Origin of the sequence: Rhizobium sp. BK529 (assembly GCF_014194105.1) — a bacterium.
In the GTDB taxonomy this organism is placed as follows: Bacteria; Pseudomonadota; Alphaproteobacteria; order Rhizobiales; family Rhizobiaceae; genus Rhizobium.
Genome location: NZ_JACIAU010000002.1, coordinates 87,850 through 107,738, shown reverse-complemented (window position 1 = coordinate 107,738; position 19,889 = coordinate 87,850). Strand labels below are relative to the sequence as shown.

Annotated in this window: 15 protein-coding genes; 9 read left to right on the top strand and 6 right to left on the bottom strand. The window is 58.9% G+C overall.

The genetic code is table 11. The features are described 5' to 3' along the window. Positions 1-3: 3 nt before the first annotated feature. Genes cyoC through FHX08_RS17610 form a run of 3 tightly spaced genes read left to right on the top strand, consistent with a single transcriptional unit; the run spans position 4 to position 1,827 of the window. Positions 4-624 (top strand): cytochrome o ubiquinol oxidase subunit III, encoded by a 621-nt coding sequence (gene cyoC / locus FHX08_RS17620; protein WP_132654547.1) that lies wholly within the window; start codon positions 4-6, stop codon positions 622-624. Then, positions 621-1,022 (top strand): cytochrome o ubiquinol oxidase subunit IV, encoded by a 402-nt coding sequence (gene cyoD / locus FHX08_RS17615; RefSeq protein WP_132654545.1) that lies wholly within the window; start codon positions 621-623, stop codon positions 1,020-1,022. Before cyoC ends, cyoD begins: the two co-directional genes overlap by 4 nt. A gap of 46 nt (positions 1,023-1,068) precedes the next feature. Next, positions 1,069-1,827, top strand: a complete 759-nt coding sequence (locus FHX08_RS17610) for an SURF1 family protein (protein WP_132654543.1) — start codon at positions 1,069-1,071, stop codon at positions 1,825-1,827. A gap of 99 nt (positions 1,828-1,926) precedes the next feature. Here the strand turns inward: FHX08_RS17610 and FHX08_RS17605 are convergent, their stop codons facing one another. The 3 genes from FHX08_RS17605 to FHX08_RS17595 form a co-directional block, all read right to left on the bottom strand. After that, positions 1,927-3,915 carry a PAS domain-containing sensor histidine kinase gene (locus tag FHX08_RS17605; RefSeq protein ID WP_245508300.1) on the bottom strand — a complete coding sequence of 663 codons (1,989 nt, stop codon included), beginning with the start codon at positions 3,913-3,915 and terminating at the stop codon, positions 1,927-1,929. A gap of 77 nt (positions 3,916-3,992) precedes the next feature. Next, positions 3,993-5,399, bottom strand: a complete 1,407-nt coding sequence (locus tag FHX08_RS17600; RefSeq protein ID WP_132654541.1) for an FAD/NAD(P)-binding protein — start codon at positions 5,397-5,399, stop codon at positions 3,993-3,995. 272 nt (positions 5,400-5,671) lie between these two features. Further along, positions 5,672-6,541 carry an aldose 1-epimerase family protein gene (locus tag FHX08_RS17595; RefSeq protein WP_184327392.1) on the bottom strand — a complete coding sequence of 290 codons (870 nt, stop codon included), beginning with the start codon at positions 6,539-6,541 and terminating at the stop codon, positions 5,672-5,674. Between the two features lie 310 nt (positions 6,542-6,851). Here FHX08_RS17595 and FHX08_RS17590 point away from each other — a divergent pair, with 310 nt between their 5' ends. Both FHX08_RS17590 and FHX08_RS17585 read left to right on the top strand, forming a co-directional pair. After that, the gene (locus FHX08_RS17590; protein ID WP_184327391.1) at positions 6,852-8,705 is read left to right on the top strand and encodes an ABC transporter ATP-binding protein; all 1,854 of its coding nucleotides are present in this window, start codon (positions 6,852-6,854) and stop codon (positions 8,703-8,705) included. A 24-nt stretch (positions 8,706-8,729) separates the two neighbouring features. After that, a complete protein-coding gene (locus FHX08_RS17585; protein ID WP_132654537.1) occupies positions 8,730-10,631 on the top strand; it encodes an ABC transporter ATP-binding protein in 1,902 nt (633 codons plus the stop codon). 552 nt (positions 10,632-11,183) lie between these two features. Here the strand turns inward: FHX08_RS17585 and htpG are convergent. Further along, a complete protein-coding gene (htpG, locus tag FHX08_RS17580; protein WP_132654535.1) occupies positions 11,184-13,073 on the bottom strand; it encodes a molecular chaperone HtpG in 1,890 nt (629 codons plus the stop codon). Positions 13,074-13,783: 710 nt separating this feature from the next. On the opposite strand from htpG, the gene FHX08_RS17575 reads away from it, so the two are divergent. Both FHX08_RS17575 and treZ read left to right on the top strand, forming a co-directional pair. Beyond that, positions 13,784-14,065: a hypothetical protein gene (locus FHX08_RS17575; RefSeq protein WP_132654533.1), complete on the top strand. Its 282-nt coding sequence runs from the start codon at positions 13,784-13,786 to the stop codon at positions 14,063-14,065. An 862-nt stretch (positions 14,066-14,927) separates the two neighbouring features. Continuing rightward, a complete protein-coding gene (treZ, locus tag FHX08_RS17570) occupies positions 14,928-16,892 on the top strand; it encodes a malto-oligosyltrehalose trehalohydrolase (protein ID WP_184327390.1) in 1,965 nt (654 codons plus the stop codon). A gap of 231 nt (positions 16,893-17,123) precedes the next feature. Here the strand turns inward: treZ and FHX08_RS17565 are convergent, their stop codons facing one another. Both FHX08_RS17565 and FHX08_RS17560 read right to left on the bottom strand, forming a co-directional pair. Further along, the gene (locus FHX08_RS17565; RefSeq protein ID WP_132654527.1) at positions 17,124-17,696 is read right to left on the bottom strand and encodes an alpha-ketoglutarate-dependent dioxygenase AlkB; all 573 of its coding nucleotides are present in this window, start codon (positions 17,694-17,696) and stop codon (positions 17,124-17,126) included. 114 nt (positions 17,697-17,810) lie between these two features. Further along, positions 17,811-18,029: a hypothetical protein gene (locus FHX08_RS17560; RefSeq protein WP_132654525.1), complete on the bottom strand. Its 219-nt coding sequence runs from the start codon at positions 18,027-18,029 to the stop codon at positions 17,811-17,813. Positions 18,030-18,286: 257 nt separating this feature from the next. On the opposite strand from FHX08_RS17560, the gene FHX08_RS17555 reads away from it, so the two are divergent. After that, complete coding sequence (locus tag FHX08_RS17555) at positions 18,287-19,555, top strand: DUF892 family protein (RefSeq protein WP_132654523.1); 1,269 nt, start codon at positions 18,287-18,289, stop codon at positions 19,553-19,555. A 23-nt stretch (positions 19,556-19,578) separates the two neighbouring features. Beyond that, entirely contained in the window at positions 19,579-19,857 is a 279-nt protein-coding gene (locus FHX08_RS17550) for a hypothetical protein (RefSeq protein WP_132654521.1), read from the top strand. The last annotated feature ends 32 nt before the right edge of the window (positions 19,858-19,889 follow it).

Sequence of the window (19,889 nt, the reverse complement as noted above, 5' to 3'; positions counted from 1 at the left end):
ACCATGAGCGATCATACTGTCGACACGGCCGAAAAGCCTGAATTCTACCTCACGGAAGACCATCATCCGGACAACAGCACCAATCTCGGCTTCTGGCTCTATCTGATGAGCGACTGCCTGATCTTCTGCGTGCTGTTTGCCACACATGCCGTGCTCGGACGCAGCTATGCGGCCGGCCCGTCGCCGGCCGATCTCTTCGATCTGACGCTGGTAGCGATCAACACGTCGATGCTGCTGCTCTCCTCCATCACCTACGGTTTTGCGATGCTGCAGATGGAGCGCAATGCAAAAGCGGAAACGCTGTTCTGGCTGGCCGTGACCGGCCTTTTCGGCGCAGCCTTCATCGGCCTCGAACTCTATGAGTTCGTGCACCTCATCCGTGAGGGTGCAGGACCACAGCGCAGCGCCTTCCTGTCGTCCTTCTTCACCCTGGTCGGCACGCACGGCCTGCACGTCACCTTTGGCATCATCTGGCTGATCACGCTGATGGTACAGGTGTCCATGCACGGCCTGATCGAAGCCAATCGCCGCCGCCTGATGTGCCTTTCGATGTTCTGGCATTTCCTCGACGTCGTCTGGATCGGCGTCTTTTCCTTCGTTTACCTGATGGGAGTTCTTGGATGACTTCGCAAGCACCCGCACATGAGGATGCCCACGAGGCTCACCACGGCCACAGCCATGGGCATCAGGCCGGCCACGGTACTTTCAAGAGCTACATGACTGGCTTCGTTCTGTCCGTCATCCTGACCGCCATTCCTTTCTGGCTGGTCATGGCAGGCGTCTTCGAAAGCCGCGTCGTTACCGCCATTATCGTTATGGCGCTCGCCGCCGTACAGATCGTCGTTCACATGATCTTCTTCCTGCACATGAACACGAAGTCGGAAGGCGGCTGGACGATCATGGCGTTGATCTTCACAATCGTCATCGTGGCGATCGCTCTTTCGGGTTCGCTCTGGGTCATGTACCACCTGAATACGAACATGATGCCGATGAGCCCCGAAATGATGAAGAACATGCCTTAACGGCAAAGGAGCGGGCGGCGGCGACATCGCCCGTTGCGGTTTATCCATGACCGACGTCTCTTCCGCCCAAAAAGACAAACCACGTTCGGCGATAGCACTTGCGATCCTCGGGCTCGGCCTCCTGGCTCTGACAGTTGCGCTGATCGCACTCGGCACTTGGCAGGTTTATCGTCTTTCCTGGAAGCTCGATCTCATCGCCCGCGTCGATGGTCGCGTTCACGCCGAACCCGTCGCGCCACCCGCTCAGGCGGACTGGAGCAAGGTCAATGCCCAGAGCGACGAATACCGGCGGGTAACGGCATCTGGCACTTTCGAAAACGACAAGGAAACGCTGGTAACGGCATCGACTGCGCTTGGCCCAGGCTATTGGGTGCTGACGCCGCTCAGGCTCGCGGATGGCAGTGCGATCCTCGTCAATCGCGGTTTCGTGCCGATCGACCGCCGCAGCCCGGCTTCACGGCAGGTCGGTCAGATTGATGGACCGGTCGATGTCACAGGGTTGCTGCGCATGAGCGAGCCTAACGGCATGCTGCTGCGCTCCAACGATCCGGCGGGCGACCTCTGGTATTCACGCGATATTGGGGCAATAATCCAGAAACGAGGCATTGCTGATGCAGCGCCATTCTTCATCGACGCAGACGCGACGCCCAATGCCGGCGGCTTTCCCGTGGGCGGATTAACCGTGCTCGATTTCCCGAACAACCACCTTGTTTACGCATTCACCTGGTATGTGCTGGCGATCACAGTGGCGGGGCTTCTTGTCTATATCGTGCGAAGCGAGATCAGGATACGGCGGAGAACATGAGCGGACCTCTCAAAGGGCACAGGCTTTCGACTTTTATGGTGAAGGCCAGAAGTCAAACTCCGTTCCGGCCATCTCTCGTCGATCCTGAGTAGCTGCTCGTTATGGGACGGAAATGTCCTTTTGCTGCTTCCACACGTTAGGTTGTCTGCCTGCTCTCTCGTATTCGACTACCGCCCGACCGATCGCTTCAGCAAGCTGTGCCTGCGAGAAGGGTTTGCCGAGCCGCGGCAAGTCGACGATACCAGCTCCTTCCGGAATTTCAGCGAAACCTGTCGCAAGGATGATCGGCATTTCCGGCCAGTTGCTGCGGACCGCTGCAGCAAATTGCGAGCCGGTCATGTGCGGCATGGCATGGTCGGAAATAACGAGATCAACGCTTTCTCGGCGAAGGATGTCGAGCGCATCGGCGCCGGCCGTCGCCTCGAAGACGGTGTGGCCAAGATCCTCGAGCATCAGCGCCGTGTTCATCAAAACCAGTCCATCATCATCGACGGCAAGAATACGCAGCGGCCGCGAACCGATTGCGGGTTCAGGCGCAGACTGTTCGAAGTGTTCGACCGGTTTTTGGGCTTCAATAACCGGAAGCCACAGCTCAGCGGTGGTGCCTTCACCGAGCCGGCTCTTCAACACCAGCCTGCCGCCCGACTGGGCGGCAAGCCCTTGCACCATGGAGAGCCCGAGACCTGTACCCTTGCCTACACCTTTGGTCGTGAAGAACGGCGTCACCGCCTGTTTCAACGTCTCTTCGTCCATGCCTTCACCCTCATCGGCGACGGCGAGGCGCACATAGTGGCCGGCGGGCAGGGGGTCGCCGTCAGGCACGACCTCTTCAGTGGCCTTGATCTTGATCAACCCACCGCCAGGCATGGCATCGCGGGCATTGAAGACGAGATTGAGCACCGCCGTCTCTAACTGGTTCGGGTCGGTAGCGATCGTCGGCAGGCTTTCGGGAAATTCAGTTTCAAGCGAGGCGATCGGGCCGAGGGAACGGGAGACCATGTCCATCATGCCGCGCAAGAGCTCGGAAACATCGATCCTCTCGACCTGCAGCTCCTGGCGGCGGGAAAAGGCGAGCATGCGCTGGGTCAGTGCAGCACCGCGCTGGGCGCCGAGCATGGCGTTGTCAACAAGAGGGGAGAGTGTCGGATCCTGCGGCATGCGTTTCTTGAGGATCTCGAGGCTACCCAGCACCGCCATCAGCAGATTGTTGAAGTCATGGGCGATCCCGCCGGTTAGCTGCCCGATTGCTTCCATCTTCTGCGCCTGAAAAAGCTCTTCGCGGGTCCGCTCGAGCGCTCGCTGCGTCTCCATCTTTTCGGTAATGTCGCGGGTAATCTTGGCAAAACCGATAATTTCACCGAAATCGTCCTTGATCACGTCGATAACGATGTGAGCCCAGAAACGCGAGCCGTCCTTGCGCACCCGCCAGCCTTCCCTCTCGAACCGCCCGTCACGGCTGGCGGTGGCCAGTGCTTGTTGAGGCAATCCGTTAGAGCGATCCTCATCTGTGTAAAAACTAGAAAAGTGTCGGCCGATGATCTCTTCCGAGCGATAACCCTTGATGCGCTCGGCGCCGGAATTCCAGCTCGTCACATTGCCCTCCGGGTCGAGCATGTAGATCGCATAATCGGAGACGCCCTGTACGAGAAGGCGAAACTGCTCCTCACGGCGCTTCAGCGCATTCTCGGCTGCCCTACGTTCCGTCAGGTCGCGGATGATCTTGGCAAAGCCGATCAACTCACCAGAAGCGTGGCGAATCGGATCGATGATGACATGGGCCCAGAAGCGCGTTCCGTCCTTGCGCTGGCACCAGCCTTCCCCCTCGAAGCGTCCTTCGGTGGCCGCAATCGCGAGCGCCCGGGCTGGCAGGCCGGCTTTCCTGTCGGCATCGAGATAGAAACGGGAGAAATGTTGGCCGAGGATTTCGGAAGCGAGGTACCCCTTGAAACGCTCGGCGCCGGAATTCCAGCTCGCCACATAGCCTTCGGGACTCAGCATATAGATCGCGTAATCGGTGATCGCATCGACGAGTACGCGAAAACGTCCCTCGTCCTGAAGAGACGTGTCGTATTGATCCAAGGCTTCCATCCGCCCCCCTAATGCTGCACCAGCGCAAAATAACGCAGGCTCGAGCTGATGGTTCCAGTCGAAAGGGCGAATTTTCCTCAGACGGCCTGGCTCTGCACGTAAAAGCGTTCCGCAATTCGTTCTGCGGCCGAGTAGGCTTGCGTGACAATCTCAGGAACGAGATCGATGTCCGGCAAGCTGCCGAGACCGAGCGGGCCAACCGCAAAGAGGCCATCGACCGCAGAACCGTCGTCGAGGAACGGTTCGCCGCAAGCATTGACCGCGAGTCCGAGCGCAAGCTCGTCGGGCATGACGAGACGCGCCGCAAGCAAGCTCTGGATCAGGGGAGCGGAAAGGTCTGGCGCATGGCAACGGCAATCGATGATACGCTCAGCATGGATGACTTCCTCGCTGGTCGAACCCGCCGGTGTGAAAAAAAGGCCGCTGAGACCCCGGCGCCCGGCGCGGCCGCGCCTTAGCACGGTATGGCCCTCTGCAAGCTCTTGCTTCAGCCGGAGATGCATCGCCTCCGGCAGACGGTTCCGATGGCTATCGTAGATGGCACGAAGATGCCTGTTGAACTGGCGCTTCTCGTGTGCCGGCAGCGAACGCCAGAGCGAGCGGGCGTGCCTGCGAAGGCCGTTCATGACCGACTGCCAGCTTCGCCCTTCCTCTTCCGCCTCGCGGCAGGCCTGGCGGATGAAGCGGACGATATCAGGCAGGCTTTGCGGCAGCGCCTCGGCCGGGAAAACCGGATCGGCGGAATTCGGCGTGTGGCTCTGCGGCAGGAAACCGTGGCGTGAAATGATCGTCACCTGCCCGGTATAGCCGGCGTCACGAAGCTGCAGCAGCTGATCCACGACGCGAATGCCGCTTCCGAGAAGCACCGTATGCGGCCGGGCGACGAGGCGCTGCGCCCTGACGGGTGAAACCTCCTGCTCTTCGGCATCCGGTCGAGGCAGGCCGTAACCCGTCGCGAGAATGACGGTATCGAAAAGCGGGTTGGAAGGATTGGCACTTTCCAGGAGGAAGCGGCTGCCATGGCTCCTGCGGATTGCCACGACCGGATCGTGGCAGACCTGGACGGTGATATCCCGGCGGGCGGCGAGCGCTTCGGAAAAGCGCTGATAGACATAATCGCTGAAAATTTCCCTGGGAACGAAGATCTGCCGGAAGCCGGGAATGGCGGCCGGCACAGCGGCGCGAAACTCGGCATTGCTACAGAGCCAATCGTTGAAATCGTCAGGTTCACCGAGCGAAACCGAGAGATCGCGAACACGCGTATTGAGAATGGTGGACGATCGCGCCGAGGAGAGAGCCTGACCACCGTTTACCGTGGAGTTCGGGTCGAAAAGCTGGAGGTGGAACGGCGCGCGTATGGTGCGCATCAGCGCGACCGCCATCATCATGCCGGAAAAACCGCGGCCGACGATCGCGATTCGGGGAACGGCGGAAATCTGTGCCGCCGCATTCGCCTTGCCGGAAAAAAGTCGCTGAACCGTCATCTCAACTCCCTTGCGGCTCATCCGCATGTGTCTCGATCAAGGTTTCAACGCAGAACATCTGAAGCCATGCGTTGGGCAGGTTCATGCGGCCGTGCAAACTTTCGCCGCCGGGCCGGGTTCCGTCACGGAACCGTGACAAGATGAAAGGCATCCTCGTCCAGCCCATAGTCTATTAAACTAGTCGTGTATGAAAGCGCGAAAAACGCGAGGTGGCAAGAAGTTTATTTTACCACCTGTCCAACTCGTTGATCCGATACGGAAAACTTGGCTATCTATGCGAGGATTTTGGCAGTGAAAGAAAAGCGTGCCGTTTCGCCTGCGGCAAGCATCATAGTGTAGGGACGCCCCTCCAGATCGTCCGAACCGCCATTTTCGGCGGCCGTCCCGTGCCAGGGCTCGACGCAGAGGAAGGGAGCGCCGGGCTTTGTCCAAAGGGCTAGGTTGGGCAGGTTCTCGAAGTTGAAATGAATGGCCGGGCCGGCTTCGGCCCCATATCGCAGGCCCGTGCCTGCCCCTTCGGGAAAGATCATCGCGTCCTGCTCGAACATCGAATGGTCGAGTACGAGACTGCCCGCTTTAAAGGGCGAAGCAAGTCTCTTCGGCGAGATCAGGCCGCCTTCGAGCCGGACGAGCGGCGGCTCGGCGCCGTTGTCCAGCGTGACGGTATGCTGCTTGTCTGCAGCACCAGGCAGCGGCCAGACGAATGCCGCGTGGAAGCCGAGACCGAAAGGCATCGGACGCCTGTCACGGTTGGTCACTTCAGCAGCAACGGTGAGCGCCTGGCCTTCGATGCTATGGATGACGGCCAGCAGGAAGTCGAAGGGGTAGACAGCCTTCGTCGTCTCCGAAGCGGCCAGTTCGTAGCGGCAGCTCGTCTCGGAGGAGGAAGCCAGTGCAAATTCGCTCCGGCGGGCAAAGCCGTGCTGGGCCATCGGTGCACTATGACCGGCAACCTTCAGCGTATCGTTCGGCGCCTTGCCGACCATTGGAAACAGAATGGGTGAACGGCCTGTCCAGAAGGCGGCATCGCCGTTCCAGACCCAGGAGCGGCCGTCGCCCGATGTCAGCGACTGCATTTCCGCCCCGAGAGAGGAAACGTCAACGGTGAGAAACTGATTTGCGATCCGGACCGTGGATGACATCGGGCGCCTCTTCGTGCTGGTTGGCGAGCGGACCTTACATGCCCGCCAGCCGGATTTCCACTGGCGATGCGGCGACGCGGCAATTTCGTTTTCGAGCTGAAGATTGCGCCTTTAACGTGTGCAGAGTGGGGCCGTACGGTAACGCTACCGTCCAAAGCGAGCAAGGCTCACGTAAAAATAACCAGCTGGTGAATTCTTTACTTGAACCCCCCGCCGGAATCGGCAAAAGTGAATGCGCTATCAATCCCTTCATGGATTTGCCGTCTTTTCGGGCCATCTGGTCCGAGCACACATCTATTGGAAAAATACCGTGAGCAGCGATGCGTCCATACGCGCGACGAAGCCTTCTGCTTCGATGGCGCTTGCAACCGCGGCAGGGTGGGGCAAGGGCCTCTACACACTGTTCCGCATTACCGTCATGGCTTTCCGCCATCCCTGGCAAGCAGGCCTCGCGATCGTCGCCACGCTGATCGCCTCGACCTTCCAGCTGCTGATCCCTCGTCTGCTTGGGCGGGCCGTCGATCATACGCAGGTGGCGCTTCACCGTGGCACGATCGGACAGCAGGCGCAGGACGCACTTCTGACGACAGCGTTGCTTCTGCTCGGCGCCAGCGTGCTGCGCGGCATCTTCACGATGATCCAGAACTATTACAGCGAGTCGGTCGGCCACCACATGGGCTACGAGCTGCGCCTTGCCTGTTACGAGAAGATCCAGCGCCTCTCGTTCTCCTTCCACGACACCGTGCATTCCGGCGACCTCATCACCGTCGGCCTGCTCGATCTGGAAGGGGTGCGCATGTATTTTTCGACCGCACTCGTGCGTGTCTTCCTGCTCTCGATGCTGATCGGTATCGGCGCCTACATGCTACTGACGACGGACGTCGTGCTCGGCCTGCTGGCGCTTTCCTTCGTGCCCTTCGTCGGCTGGCGATCATCCGTGACCCAGCTGCGGCTGCGCGCTACCTGGCTTGACCTCCAGCAGAGGCTGTCGGTGCTTACGCGCATCATGGAGGAAAATCTCGGCGGCATTCGCGTCGTGCGCGCCTTCGCCGCGCAGGAGCATGAACTTTCGAAATTCGAGGCTGCCTCGAAGAGCGCGCTGGAGCTTGCCCATCAGCGCGTCGGCATCCGTGTCACCAACACCAGCGCCATGACATTCTCCTTCTTTGCGGCGATGGGACTGGTCCTATGGATCGGCGGCGGCAAGGTGCATTCTGGGGAGATCACCGTCGGTACACTCGCCTCGTTCCTGACCTTCATGACCATCCTGCAGATGCCGGTGCGCCAGCTCGGTCTGATGGTAAACGCCTTTGCCCGCGCATCCACTTGCGGCACGCGCCTTTTCGAGCTGCTGGACCTTGAGATCGCCGTGCGTGATGCGCCCGATGCCAAAGAATTGAAGGTCACCGACGGCACCCTGCGTTTCGAAAATGTCAGCTTCGCCTATCCGAGCTCGCCGATGCACGAGGTGCTGCATGGCGTCAGCTTTGAAGCAAGGCGCGGCGAGACGATCGGCATCGTCGGTCCGCCTGGCAGCGGTAAGTCGACACTCGCGCACCTCATCCCGCGCTTCTATGATGCGACTGGCGGCAGGATCACCATCGATGGTCAGGATATTCGCAAGGCAACGCTGCAGTCGCTGCGCCGCTCCGTCGCCGTGGTGCAGCAGGATTCCTTCCTCTTCACCACGACGATCGAAAATAACATCGCCTATGGCGACCCCTGGGCCAAGGAAAGCCGCATCGAACGGGCCAGCGAAAGCGCCCAGCTTCACAACTACGTGCTCGGCCTGCCGACCGGTTACGGCACCGTCGTCGGGGAACGCGGCGTCTCGCTTTCAGGCGGCCAGCGCCAGAGGCTTTCGATTGCACGCGCGCTGATGCTCAAACCCGCCGTGATGGTGTTTGACGATTCGACCGCAGCCATTGACGCGGCCACCGAGCAGCGCATTCGCGGCGCTATGCGCCGCTATGCCGCCGACCGCGTGACAATCATCGTTGCCCACCGCCTGAGCTCACTGATGCATGCCGACAGGATCTTCTTCATTGAGGATGGCCGCATCGTCGAACAGGGCACGCATAACGAGCTTCTGGCGCTCGGTGGACGATACAAGGCGCTTTACGAATTGCAGGTGCGACCGGGCGACGACGCTTTGAGCGCGTAAGAAACCGGCGCAGGAGGAAACACGATGGCCGAGGAACTGGAAACCGAGCGTCCGGACGTGCGCGAGGATGGAAGACGCCCGCCGAGAGCGGTGGTCGGATCGCACCGCATCGAAGAGGAAATCTTCGGCAAAGTCTTCGATTCCAACATCGTCAAGCGTATCTGGGCCTTCGTGCATCCCTACCGGCGCGATGTCGTCCTGTCGGTCATTTCAGTGCTGATCTTCACTGGCATGCAGCTGCTCATTCCGCTGATCATTCGCTATGCCATCGACCACGGCATGCAGCCGGGCGGCAACAGCACCGCGCTCAGCTGGGCGATCATCGCCTTCCTGATCGCCATTCTCATCAACTATGGCGCCAGCTATGCCCAGGAGACGCTGGTAGGCGGAGTAGCCGAAAACGTGCTGTTCGATATGCGCAAGGCGATGTTCTCGCATCTGCAGCGCGTCTCGCTGTCCTTCATGGACAAGACCGAGGTCGGCCGATTGATGTCGCGTCTGCAGGGCGACGTCAACTCGATGCAGGAATTTCTGGAAACCTGCGTTCTATCGGTCGGCGATATCTTCCTTCTCTTCGGCATTGTCTTCGTGATGCTTTATCTCGACTTCAAGCTCGGGCTGCTGACGCTGTCGGCGCTCCCTGTGCTTTTCGTCGTGCGTCTCTTCTGGCTGCCGCTTGCACGCAAATCCTTCATGGCCGCGCATGAGACGAATTCGGTGGCAAACGGGGCGCTTGCCGAAGCGATCCACGGCGTGCGCGCCGTCCAGAGCATGGACAGGCAGGAGGTCAACTTCCAGCTCTATGATGACAAAGCACACGCCAACCTGCTGACGCATCTGACGGCGGCCCGCTATGCCCAGGTAATGGTGCCGATCGTCGATTCGCTGACCGGCATCGCGATGGCGCTCGTCATCGTCGTCGGCGGCTCGCGCGTCTTGAACCAGGCACTCGACGTCGGCGTGCTCGTCGCTTTCCTCTTTTACATCCAGCGCTTCTTCGACCCGATCCGCTCACTGACACTGCAATATTCCGTCATGCAGCGCGCCATGGCTTCCGGCCAGCGGCTGACCGACGTGCTCGATGTGCCGATTGAAATCAAGGACGCACCCGATGCAAAGATACTGTCGCCCGACATGGACGGCTCTGTCGAATTCCGCGATGTCGTCTTCGGCTACAATCCCAAACATCCGGTGCTCAAGCATGTGAGCTTCAGGGTCAATCCCGGCGAGACGGTCGCCCTTGTGGGCCCGACCGGCTCGGGCAAATCGAGCTGCATGTCGTTGATCCATCGCTTTTACGAGGTGCAGCAGGGACAGGTCTTGGTCGGCGGGCACGACGTGCGCGAGTTGACGCAGGATTCGCTCGGCCAGCAGATCGCCATGGTCCTGCAGGAGCCCTTCCTGTTCACCGGCACCGTCTTCGAAAACATCCGCTACCACAAGACGGAAGCCACCCGGGAACAGGTGATCGAAGCCGCCAAGGCCGTCGGCGCGCACGACTTCATCATGCGCCTGCCCCAGGGCTATGACAGCATGCTCGGCGAGCGCGGTGGCAATCTATCGCTTGGCCAGCGCCAGCTTCTCTCCTTCGCCCGTGCGCTGGTGGCAGATGCCAAAATCCTCGTGCTCGATGAGGCGACGGCGAATATCGACAGTTACACTGAAATGCTGATCCAGAAGGCACTGGTCAAACTGCTTGAGAACCGCACCGGCCTCGTCATCGCTCACCGTCTGGCGACGATCCGCGAAGCGGACCGCATCATCGTGCTGCAGAACGGCGAGATCGTCGAAAGCGGCAATCATCAGCAGCTGATGAAAAACGGCAAGCTTTATTCGAAGCTCTATAACCTCAACTACGCATCCTTCGATGACATTCCCGAGGATGTGCTTGTGGCGAGCGAGGTAGAAAGCCCCAACGCCACATAGCGTCCAAGACAGTTTTGATCCACAGAAGCTTTTCTTGGTCGGGAAACGTGAGGCGGAAGGGCTCGCGCGACGTATAGACGGAGAATTTCTCAGAACATGTAGACGGGTAATTTTTACTGTCTTTTATTGTACGTCAATTTTGCTCTTACACGCGAGTATTTATTTGTTGCCATCGTCGATTAATAGGTTAGAAATACAATTGATTAATCGAAAGGCCGGCTTCCCGTAGCCACTGACTTTCCAACGTGGCGTCGCGGCCGATCGCGACGCAGCACGCAGTCTTAGGTGAAATCGGCCACCGATGTGCTCGCGGTTTGCCGAGATCGTAGCCGTAAAGCCGAGACCGAAAAGACCACGCCGACCGCCCTCGCCGCCAAACAAACAGCTTCGGTCGGCACTGGATGAGAACGCTAATCGAGCGTGCCCAGAAGACCACCACGAATGACATCTAGCGTAGGAGGATGGATGTGGTGCGGCGGCATATGTTCAGATGCCGCCTCCAAATGGTCGAGCCGACGCCGGCGGTTTGGCCTGAAGATCGTATTCCGACCCTCAGGAGCGGGCCACTTTCTCGAAAATGCGTCCGAGACGCTCGGCAAACGCACGCGAATCCGCGGGCTTGTCACCATCAAGAATACGGGCCTGGTCGAAAAGCAGCCAGGCGGCATCTTCCTTGAGCGGCGAATTATCCTCCAAGCCAGCGATTGCCCTGACCATCGCGTGATCCGGATTGATTTCCAGAATCGGCTTGGCCGCGTCCTGAAGGCGCCCGGCGCTCTGTAGGAATTTCTCCATCTGCCGATCGTAGCTTCCTTCGGGGGCGACAAGGCAGACGGCGCTTTCGGTCAGACGGACCGATGCCCTGACATCCGCGACCTGGTCGGCAAGCTTGTCCTTGGCGAAGGCAATGAACGATTCAGCACCGGCGGTCGTCTCCGGCGATGAAGCCTTTTCGTTGTCCAGCAAGGAAAATTGCGACAATTCGGCCGCGCCCTGGGTGATCGACTTGAACGTCTTGCCCTGAAATTCGGGGGCGTTCATGACCCAGAAGCTGTCGATCTGGTCCGTCAGCAGCAACACCTCGATGCCTCGGGCGCGGAATCCTTCCAATTGCGGCGATGCCCTCAACTGTTCAAGGCTGGCGCCGGCGAGGTAGTAGATCGTATTCTGTCCATCCTTGGCATCCTTCACATAGTCGGCAAGCGAACGATAGCCCTCCCCCGAAGTAGTCGTGCGGAAACGCGAAAGAGCCAAAAGCTGGGCACGGCGCTCGAAATCTTCGTAGATGCCTTCCTTCAGAACGGCGCCGAAATTCTTCCAAAGCGTAAGGAAGGTGTCTTCTTCGTTTTCCGCAAGCTTTTCGATCGCGCTGATGATCCTGCTGGTGACACCTTTCCTTATGGACGACAGGACGGGGCTTTCCTGGATCATCTCGCGCGAGACGTTGAGCGGTAGGTCGGATGTGTCGACAAGGCCGCGCACGAAACGGAGATAACGCGGCAGGAGCCCGGCGTCGTCGGTAATGAAGACCCGCTTGACGTAGAGCTTCATCCGTCCGGTGCGCTCAGGGTCGAACAGGTCGAAGGGCTGTGAACCTGGAACGAACGCAAGGGCGCTATATTCATGCCTTCCCTCCGCCCGGAAGTGCACGGTCAGTGCAGGTTCGTCATACTGACCTGAGATCCCGCGATAAAAATCACGGTATTCGTCCTTGCTGACGTCATTTTTCGATTTTGTCCAAAGCGCGCTTCCGTCGGTGATCCGCACCGGTTCGCCTCCGGGCTTATCGACAATGCTTATTGCGACGGGCACATGACCTGACTGCTCCTTCACGATCTGCTCGATCGTCCAGCGGGACGTATACTTCTTCGCCTCCTGCGTTAGATGAAGCAGGATGCGCGTACCGCGCGGCGGCGCCTCGGCGATATCGGCCGGGCTGACGCTGTAGTTACCCTTGCCGTCGGAAGACCAGAGCCAGGCCTCGTCTGAACCGGCGCGACGCGAGATGACGTCGACACGCTCGGCTACCATGAAGCAGGAATAGAAACCGACGCCGAACTGGCCGATCAATTGTGCCCCTTCGCCGGCCTTGCCGGATTCCAGCCGTTCCATAAAGGCCCGCGTTCCAGACCGGGCGATGGTCCCGAGCGCTTCGATCAGTTCCTCTCGGCTCATCCCGATCCCGTTGTCTTCGACGGAAAGCTGCCGATGCTCTTCGTCGAGCGACAGAATAATGCGGCTTTCGGGATCGGATCCGGAAAGGGATGGCGTTTCGATCGATTCGTAGCGCAACTTTTCGCAGGCGTCGGCGGCGTTCGAAATCAGTTCGCGCAGGAAGACGTCTTTGTCCGAATAGACCGAGTGCACCATCATATGCAGAAGGCGGGCGACGTCGGCCTCGAAGACGTGGCTTTCGGCAGGCTTTTCTGCAGCGGTCGGCATGAGTGCAATTTCTCCTTCAGTTTTGAAAATGGCGTCGATGAGGTGGCAAAGTCCTGCGCGAAATTCAAGAGGAACATAATAGCTCGCCATCTGCATGTGGTCGGGCTGCCACTTCAGGAAAAACAGGTGACAGCTTGGGGCAAACATTGACTCGTCGAAACGGCGCTTACTCTATGGGCTTGCCGGTACCTATGGCTGCCGGCCCAGGGAAACTCGAAAACGAACCCACCATCCCTCTGCTAGCGACTGCAATGGCGGCCTCACATGCAACCCTTCGATCAGGCCCTCCGCTTGAGCGCCATGCTTGGCCCATTGCCTAACATATATTTTCACCCATCCGGGAACCTCGCGTCTTCCACCTTGTTCGAAAGTGCTTGATGACCGAGCGAGGGAAGAAATGAGCAGCGCTGATCGCAAAGCGGGATTCGGAATGATTAAATTCGTGGTAGCGATTTGTCTTGCCGCTCTCCTTCTTGCAGGAATCTATTTCTTCGCAGTGACACCCAAGGCACCATCGCAGGGACAGCCATCTCCACACGCGCTTGACCAGAGCAGATAGGCTTTAGGAACAAAACAGCCGCACCAAGGTTGCTCTCTCAATGCGCAGATGCCGGAGTTCATCCAGAGAAAACGGCTCGCTACTACGACGATGGCGAACGAAACCCCGCGCTGTGCCCCTCTTTGCTTCTTATCGCCCACCGGAGGATACCTTGAATACCGCTAATCTTCAGCTCGAAGGCATGGTCATGGCTGTCGCATCGCTCTGCGAAGCGTTGGTCGACAAGGGTTTGCTGAACCACAAAGAAGTGGGCGCCGCATTTGAACGAGCAATGCAGGCAGTCGAACAGGATGACGCCCACCAGCTATCCGAAGCCAATCTGGCGGCCGCCACCTTTCCGGTCCGTCTTCTCAGCCTGGCAAATCAGGCGCATGAACGTGGAAAGAAATTCACCTTCTCTGACTACGCGGCCATTGTGGGGAAACTGACGTGATGTCAGTTCTTTTAGCTCGGCGTGCGTAGCGCGCGCTTGTCCGACCGGCATCTCAGTCTCCGGTTCACATCGCCCGCGGATCATCAGCCAGAAGCCAGAATTAGATGCTCGTCTTCGCTTCCGCATGTCTTCTAATGCGAAGATCTTCCTTTTTGTACGCCGGAAGAAGAAGTGCCAGGGCCGATCGGCTCATGGCATCCTCAAATTCTTTGCTGAGGAGATGGCCGCTCGCGCCGTCCTCTTGTCACGGAGAGGATTTCGTGGGGCGCTTGCAGAGCGCCCTCTCCCGAGCACGGCGCGGAGTAGCCGCGGTCTGCAGCTCAATACCTGCAGGACAGTGCGTTAGTCGGCCTGAAGCCTTGGCTGCAGGCGGGGTTCCTCGAATTCCAAGGCTGATACTGGAAATCAGCGCCACTTGTTCTTTGGTGCGTCGTGCACGAAGTAGCCAGGGCCGCCAATCCGATAACCAGTCCAATTATTGTAAGTTTGCATACACTGCTCATCGTGGTCATCTTAATGCCAGCGACTTGCCGGAGAATGGCGTAAGTGGACCGCACCGCCGACTTTAGTGGGGTCAGGGCTTCAATCCCCCGGCTGCGCGGTCCGCGCGTCTAATTCGGACTGGAGACTTAAGTTCCACCGCCAGCTGAAAACGTGAGTCACGAATATCAACTGAAATACAAACGGCGTGAAACTGGGGGAGCATACGGTTCGGGACTTCTATTTGCCCCGCCAGAGATGAAGGCTACGCGGCGCGGCCTCAGCAGATGCGATCCGCATGATTCTGGAACCAAAACTTGACGCCGGCGTTGGACACAAGCCACGCACGCTTCGCCGTCCCGTGTGCCGAGGTTCAGTGAAGATGGCGGGCAAAGGCGCGAGCGGTTCCCAAACAACATCCAGCATACGACGCTATCCTGTCGGAGCCGAACGCGTTTGCGCCGCAGTTTCGTTCCGCATCTGGGCACCGTCGCATCAGCGCGTTTACCTCGTGCTCGACGATGGCGCCGAATACCCAATGCAAGCCGAAGGCGACGGCTATTTCCGGCTCGACCTTGCACATGGACAACCTGGGCTGCTCTACCGCTTTCGTCTGGGCGACGGCAGAGAGCTATATGCTGACCCGGCATCACGTTTTCAGCCGGAGGGCCCTTCCGGCTCCTCAATGGTGGTCGACCCTTTCCACTATGGCTGGCGCGACCATGACTGGCGCGGCGTGAAGGCAGACGGGCAGGTTCTCTACGAAATACATATCGGCACCTTCACGAAAGAGGGAACCTATGCCGCTGCGGTCAAGAAACTTCCGCTGCTGAGGGACATCGGGATCACTTGCTTGGAGATGATGCCTGTCAATGAGTTTTGCGGGACCTTCGGCTGGGGCTACGACGGGGTGCTGCCTTACGCGCCGACCCACCTTTATGGCACGGCCGATGACCTTAGGTCCTTCGTGGACGAGGCCCACACTGTCGGACTGGGCGTGATAATCGACGTCGTCTACAATCATTTCGGCGCAGGCGAGCGATATGCCGACTTCACGCCCGACTATTTTACCGATCGCTACGCCAATGAGTGGGGTAGGTCGATCAACTTCGATGGTAAGAACTGCCAGGGTGTGCGCACCTTCGTTGCCGGCAATGCGGCCTATTGGATCGACGAGTTTCACTTCGACGGGTTAAGAATCGATGCTACGCACGCGCTCTTCGACAGCAGCGACGAGCACATCCTGGCGGCCATAGTGCACGAGGCTCGGGCGGCAGCGAATGGCAAATCCATCTATCTCGTCGGCGAAAATGAACCTCAGGACACGCGCCTGGTCAGACCGACAGGTCGCGGCGGCCTTGGACTGGACTCCGTCTGGAACGACGATTTCCACCATTCCGCAGTCGTTGCCCTGACGGGAAGGAATGACGCCTACTACCACGACCACCACGGAACGGCACAGGAGTTCGTTTCGGCAGCAAAATATGGCTACCTTTTCCAGGGGCAAAGGTACGACTGGCAAAACGCGAACCGTGGGCGGACGGGCCTCGGTTTGAAGGCGGCAAATTTCGTTCATTTCCTGCAGAACCACGATCAGATTGCCAACTCGGGCACCGGCGAGCGGATCGCAAGGCTCGCGTCGCCTTCGCGCATGCGGGCGATGACTGCGCTGTTCCTGCTCGGACCGCAGACTCCGATGCTGTTCCAGGGACAGGAATTTGGCGCTTCGAGCCCGTTCTTTTATTTCGCGGATCAAACTGGCGATCTCGAAGCGATCGTCCGAAACGGACGCCTGGACTTCCTCAGGCAGTTTCCGAACCTCCAAGATGAAGCTTTCAGGGTCGTCATGCCGAAGCCATGCGACCGTTCTACGTTCGAACGCTCAAAGCTGGACTGGAGTGCGTTCGACGGCAATAGCCATATCGTTTCCCTGCACCGCGATCTGCTGCGCCTGCGACGTGAGAGGGAAGCATTCGCGCGAAGTGCGAATGCTTCGAGGGTGTCGGTCGATGGAAGCGTGCTCAGCCGCTCGGCCTTCCTTTTGCGTTATTTCGCAGAGAGCGCGGCAGACGAACGTCTGCTGATCGTCAATTTCGGAGAGAACCTTCCGGTCTTCAGTCTGGCAGATCCGCTCTTTGCACCTCCTGAGGGCTGCCAATGGGTCGTTGAATGGTCAAGTGAAGACCTTACCTACGGAGGATCCGGCAAACGACCCATCGACGTTCAGCAGCGGTGGGTGCTCGATGCCGATACCGCGCTTGTCTTTGCGCCGCTTCAGGCCGCCCGACAAAAAGCGCCTGATGATAAATCGCTTCGTCGATGGCAGAAAGCGATATCGAACGTCTGAACAGGCTCGCCCCGCCAGCTTGCCGCGTCTTCATGTTTTCGGCCAGCGTGCCTCGAGTCCATCAAAGGTCTTCGCTTCGGAACGACGCCGCCTCTATCTGGAAACTCAGTTGCCGGCTCAGCCGAGAGCCGAAATCTCGCCGACATACAAGCGACAATTCCGATCGATGATTTCGCAATCGCCGCGCCGGTTGAGATGTGCAGCCCTGTCAATTCATTCTGTCTGACGCCGTCATCCGATTTCTCGGAATGTAATCGAATAGCGAAGCTTGTCGACGGGCGGGATGGAATGCTCCCATTCAGAGCGGGCCGGGCCGGAGAGGACGTAGGCGGAGCCGGGTTCGGCGACTATCGAGGCGCGCTCCCACTTGCTGCCAATGCGGCGTCTTAATCTAAAGGTGCAAGGCGACAGCAGCGAGATGCCGACCACCCTGCCGAACACCTTCTTGTCCTTGTGCCAGCCGATTGGTGCGCCCGGCGAATACTCGGTGACGAGCGCCTGTTGCAGCTGATCGGGCTCGATGCCGGCAAATGCTGCCGCAAGGCTGCGCACCCGCAGAAGGAACGGCGGGATGTCGTCCGTACGGTTCACCCGCTCCGTGTCGAAGTCATATTTCCAGCCGTAGGAGATCACTCTCCGCTTGCCCTCGAAACCGTGGAAATCGAACGGCTTCAGCGGCAATTGCGGTATTTCGCGAAGGAGGTCCGAGTGGTCGGCCTGCGGAACGATATCGGGTTCGTAGCGAAATCCCTCGGGCAGTGCCGGCGCGGCTACTGCAAACAGGTCACCTTGCGCAATAGCCATGATGGCTTCTCCTGACTATCTGCTGCCTCGTTTTCATGGCCGGTACCGCCTCCCACACTGTCGTTTCCGATGATGATGCAGTGTTATTTTTCATGTTTTCGTCGTTGATGGTCGTCAGCCAAGCTGCTCGAGGATGATCGCTTTCAGTTCGGCGCGCGTCAGCAGGCACGGGTACGGCTTCTGATTCTTGGCCAGCCGATCGGCGCCTTCGCGCTGATCGCGCGGCGCTCGCTCTGCCGAAGCAGTGGCGCTGTTTGATATGTTCAATTGGAATCCTTTGACGGCCACGCAAAACAAGAGCAGTCGAGCGATTATGCGCTCGATCGTCTGCACCTCAGGGGTCTGCAGTGGCGATGTCGTTATGTGAGTGATCTCCAATAAATAAGATGAGCCGGACGGATTACAAGGCGGGCTGCCCGTGCGAACGCGCCCCTGCAAATGAAAATGGCGCTCAACGCAATCGGCAAGCAGCCAGGATCAACCAACGCCACCCGGCCCAAACGGCAAAATGACCAGGTACATCCTGCGCGTCCTAACTGGAACATTCAAGCCGGAGGGCCGTTAGGCCCGAGTTCAACGGAGGACGCCGCATGTACCATCACGTCAAGAAGCTCATGTACACGGTCCGCGTGGATGAGCCCGATCCCCGATTCGGAAATATGCTCCTTGAGCAGTTCGGTGGCGCCAACGGGGAGTTGGCGGCAGCGATGCAATATTCGATCCAAGGCCTGAATTGCGAGGATGCCGGGCGTAAAGACCTCCTGATGGATATCGGCACGGAGGAGCTCAGTCATCTCGAAATCGTTGGCACGCTTGCAAGAATGCACCTCAAACCGTTGAAGTCGGTTCGCGAGGAGGCGGAAGCCGATCCTTTGATCGCTATTGCTGGCGGCGGCGGCGTAAACCTCTTCAATTCGATGGGTAACCCGTGGACGGCCGACTATCTCAAGATCACCGGTGAGTTGGACGTGGACTTGCGAAGCAACATCGCAGCTGAAGCCCGTGCGAAGATCGTTTATGAACGCCTCATCGACTTCTGCCGCGATCCTGGCACGAAGGATGCCCTGCAATTTCTCATGACAAGAGAAATCACCCATATTCGAGCCTTCCAGCTCGCCCTCGAAAGCTTAGGCAAACCTCCCCTCAGTGTCGGAAGAATTGCTCCCACACCAGGATTGGTCGACCAGTTCTTCAACGACTCGACTGGCGAAGGCGATCTGGGCGAGGTCGATACCCGTGGTCCGTGGAACGAGGGAGAACCCTGGAAATTCGTGGAGGCTCCAGCATTTCAAGGTTTCAAGGGTGCCGGGAACGCTGCATCGGCCATAGAAGCGAGAAGCGCACCGCCGGAAGGTTCCGAAGCGATCCAGGCGGTTCTCGTGGACGAGCTTCGCGACCTCCTGCACGCTGAAAAGCAGTTGCTGAAGGCCCTACCCAAGATGCAGAAGGCAGCGCGCTCGCAGCAACTCCGCACTTTGCTGCAGAAGCATCTTGCTGAGACTGAGGTCCAGGTCGAACGGCTGAACGAGTGCCTGCAAGTACTCGGGTCCGCGGCAAGGGCAAAACCTTGCAAGGGAATGGCGGGCCTCGTCGAGGAAGGCGAGGAGGTCATGGCAGAAGGCAAGAAGAAAGAAGACGCTCCTGCAGATCTCGCGCTCATTGGAGCGGCGTTGCGCGTCGAGCATTACGAAATCGCCGCCTATACCACTGCTCGCAATCTTGCCCTTCAGCTTGCACAGCCGACGGTCGCTCAATTGCTAACGTTGTCACTGGGCGAGGAAAAGAACGCGGGTCATCTGTTGGATCAAGTGGCCCAGCCGCTGATGTCGGCGGCAAGGATGCCTTCCACCGTCCGTTGATGTCGCGATCATTGGATATTCTCATGAGATCGACAGCCATCGCGATCATCGGCGCTGTCGTGCTTGGCGGCTGCACCGGCGTAAACTACGAAGGTGCAGGACTGACGCCTATTCCCGGAAGCATCACCTATCGTGGCCAGCCGCACGGCAGCCTCACGAAATCGCCGATCGGATGGACCTTTCCGCATGATTTTACCGACCAGTTTGGCCGCCAAATGGAGGAAACCTACATTATTCGCCCAGATCGGACGCTGGCAATCGTGGGCCGTCAATACCGGCCGGATATTTCTCGAAATGATTGAGGCTGCGATGACCATCGGAAAACCAATGGCGG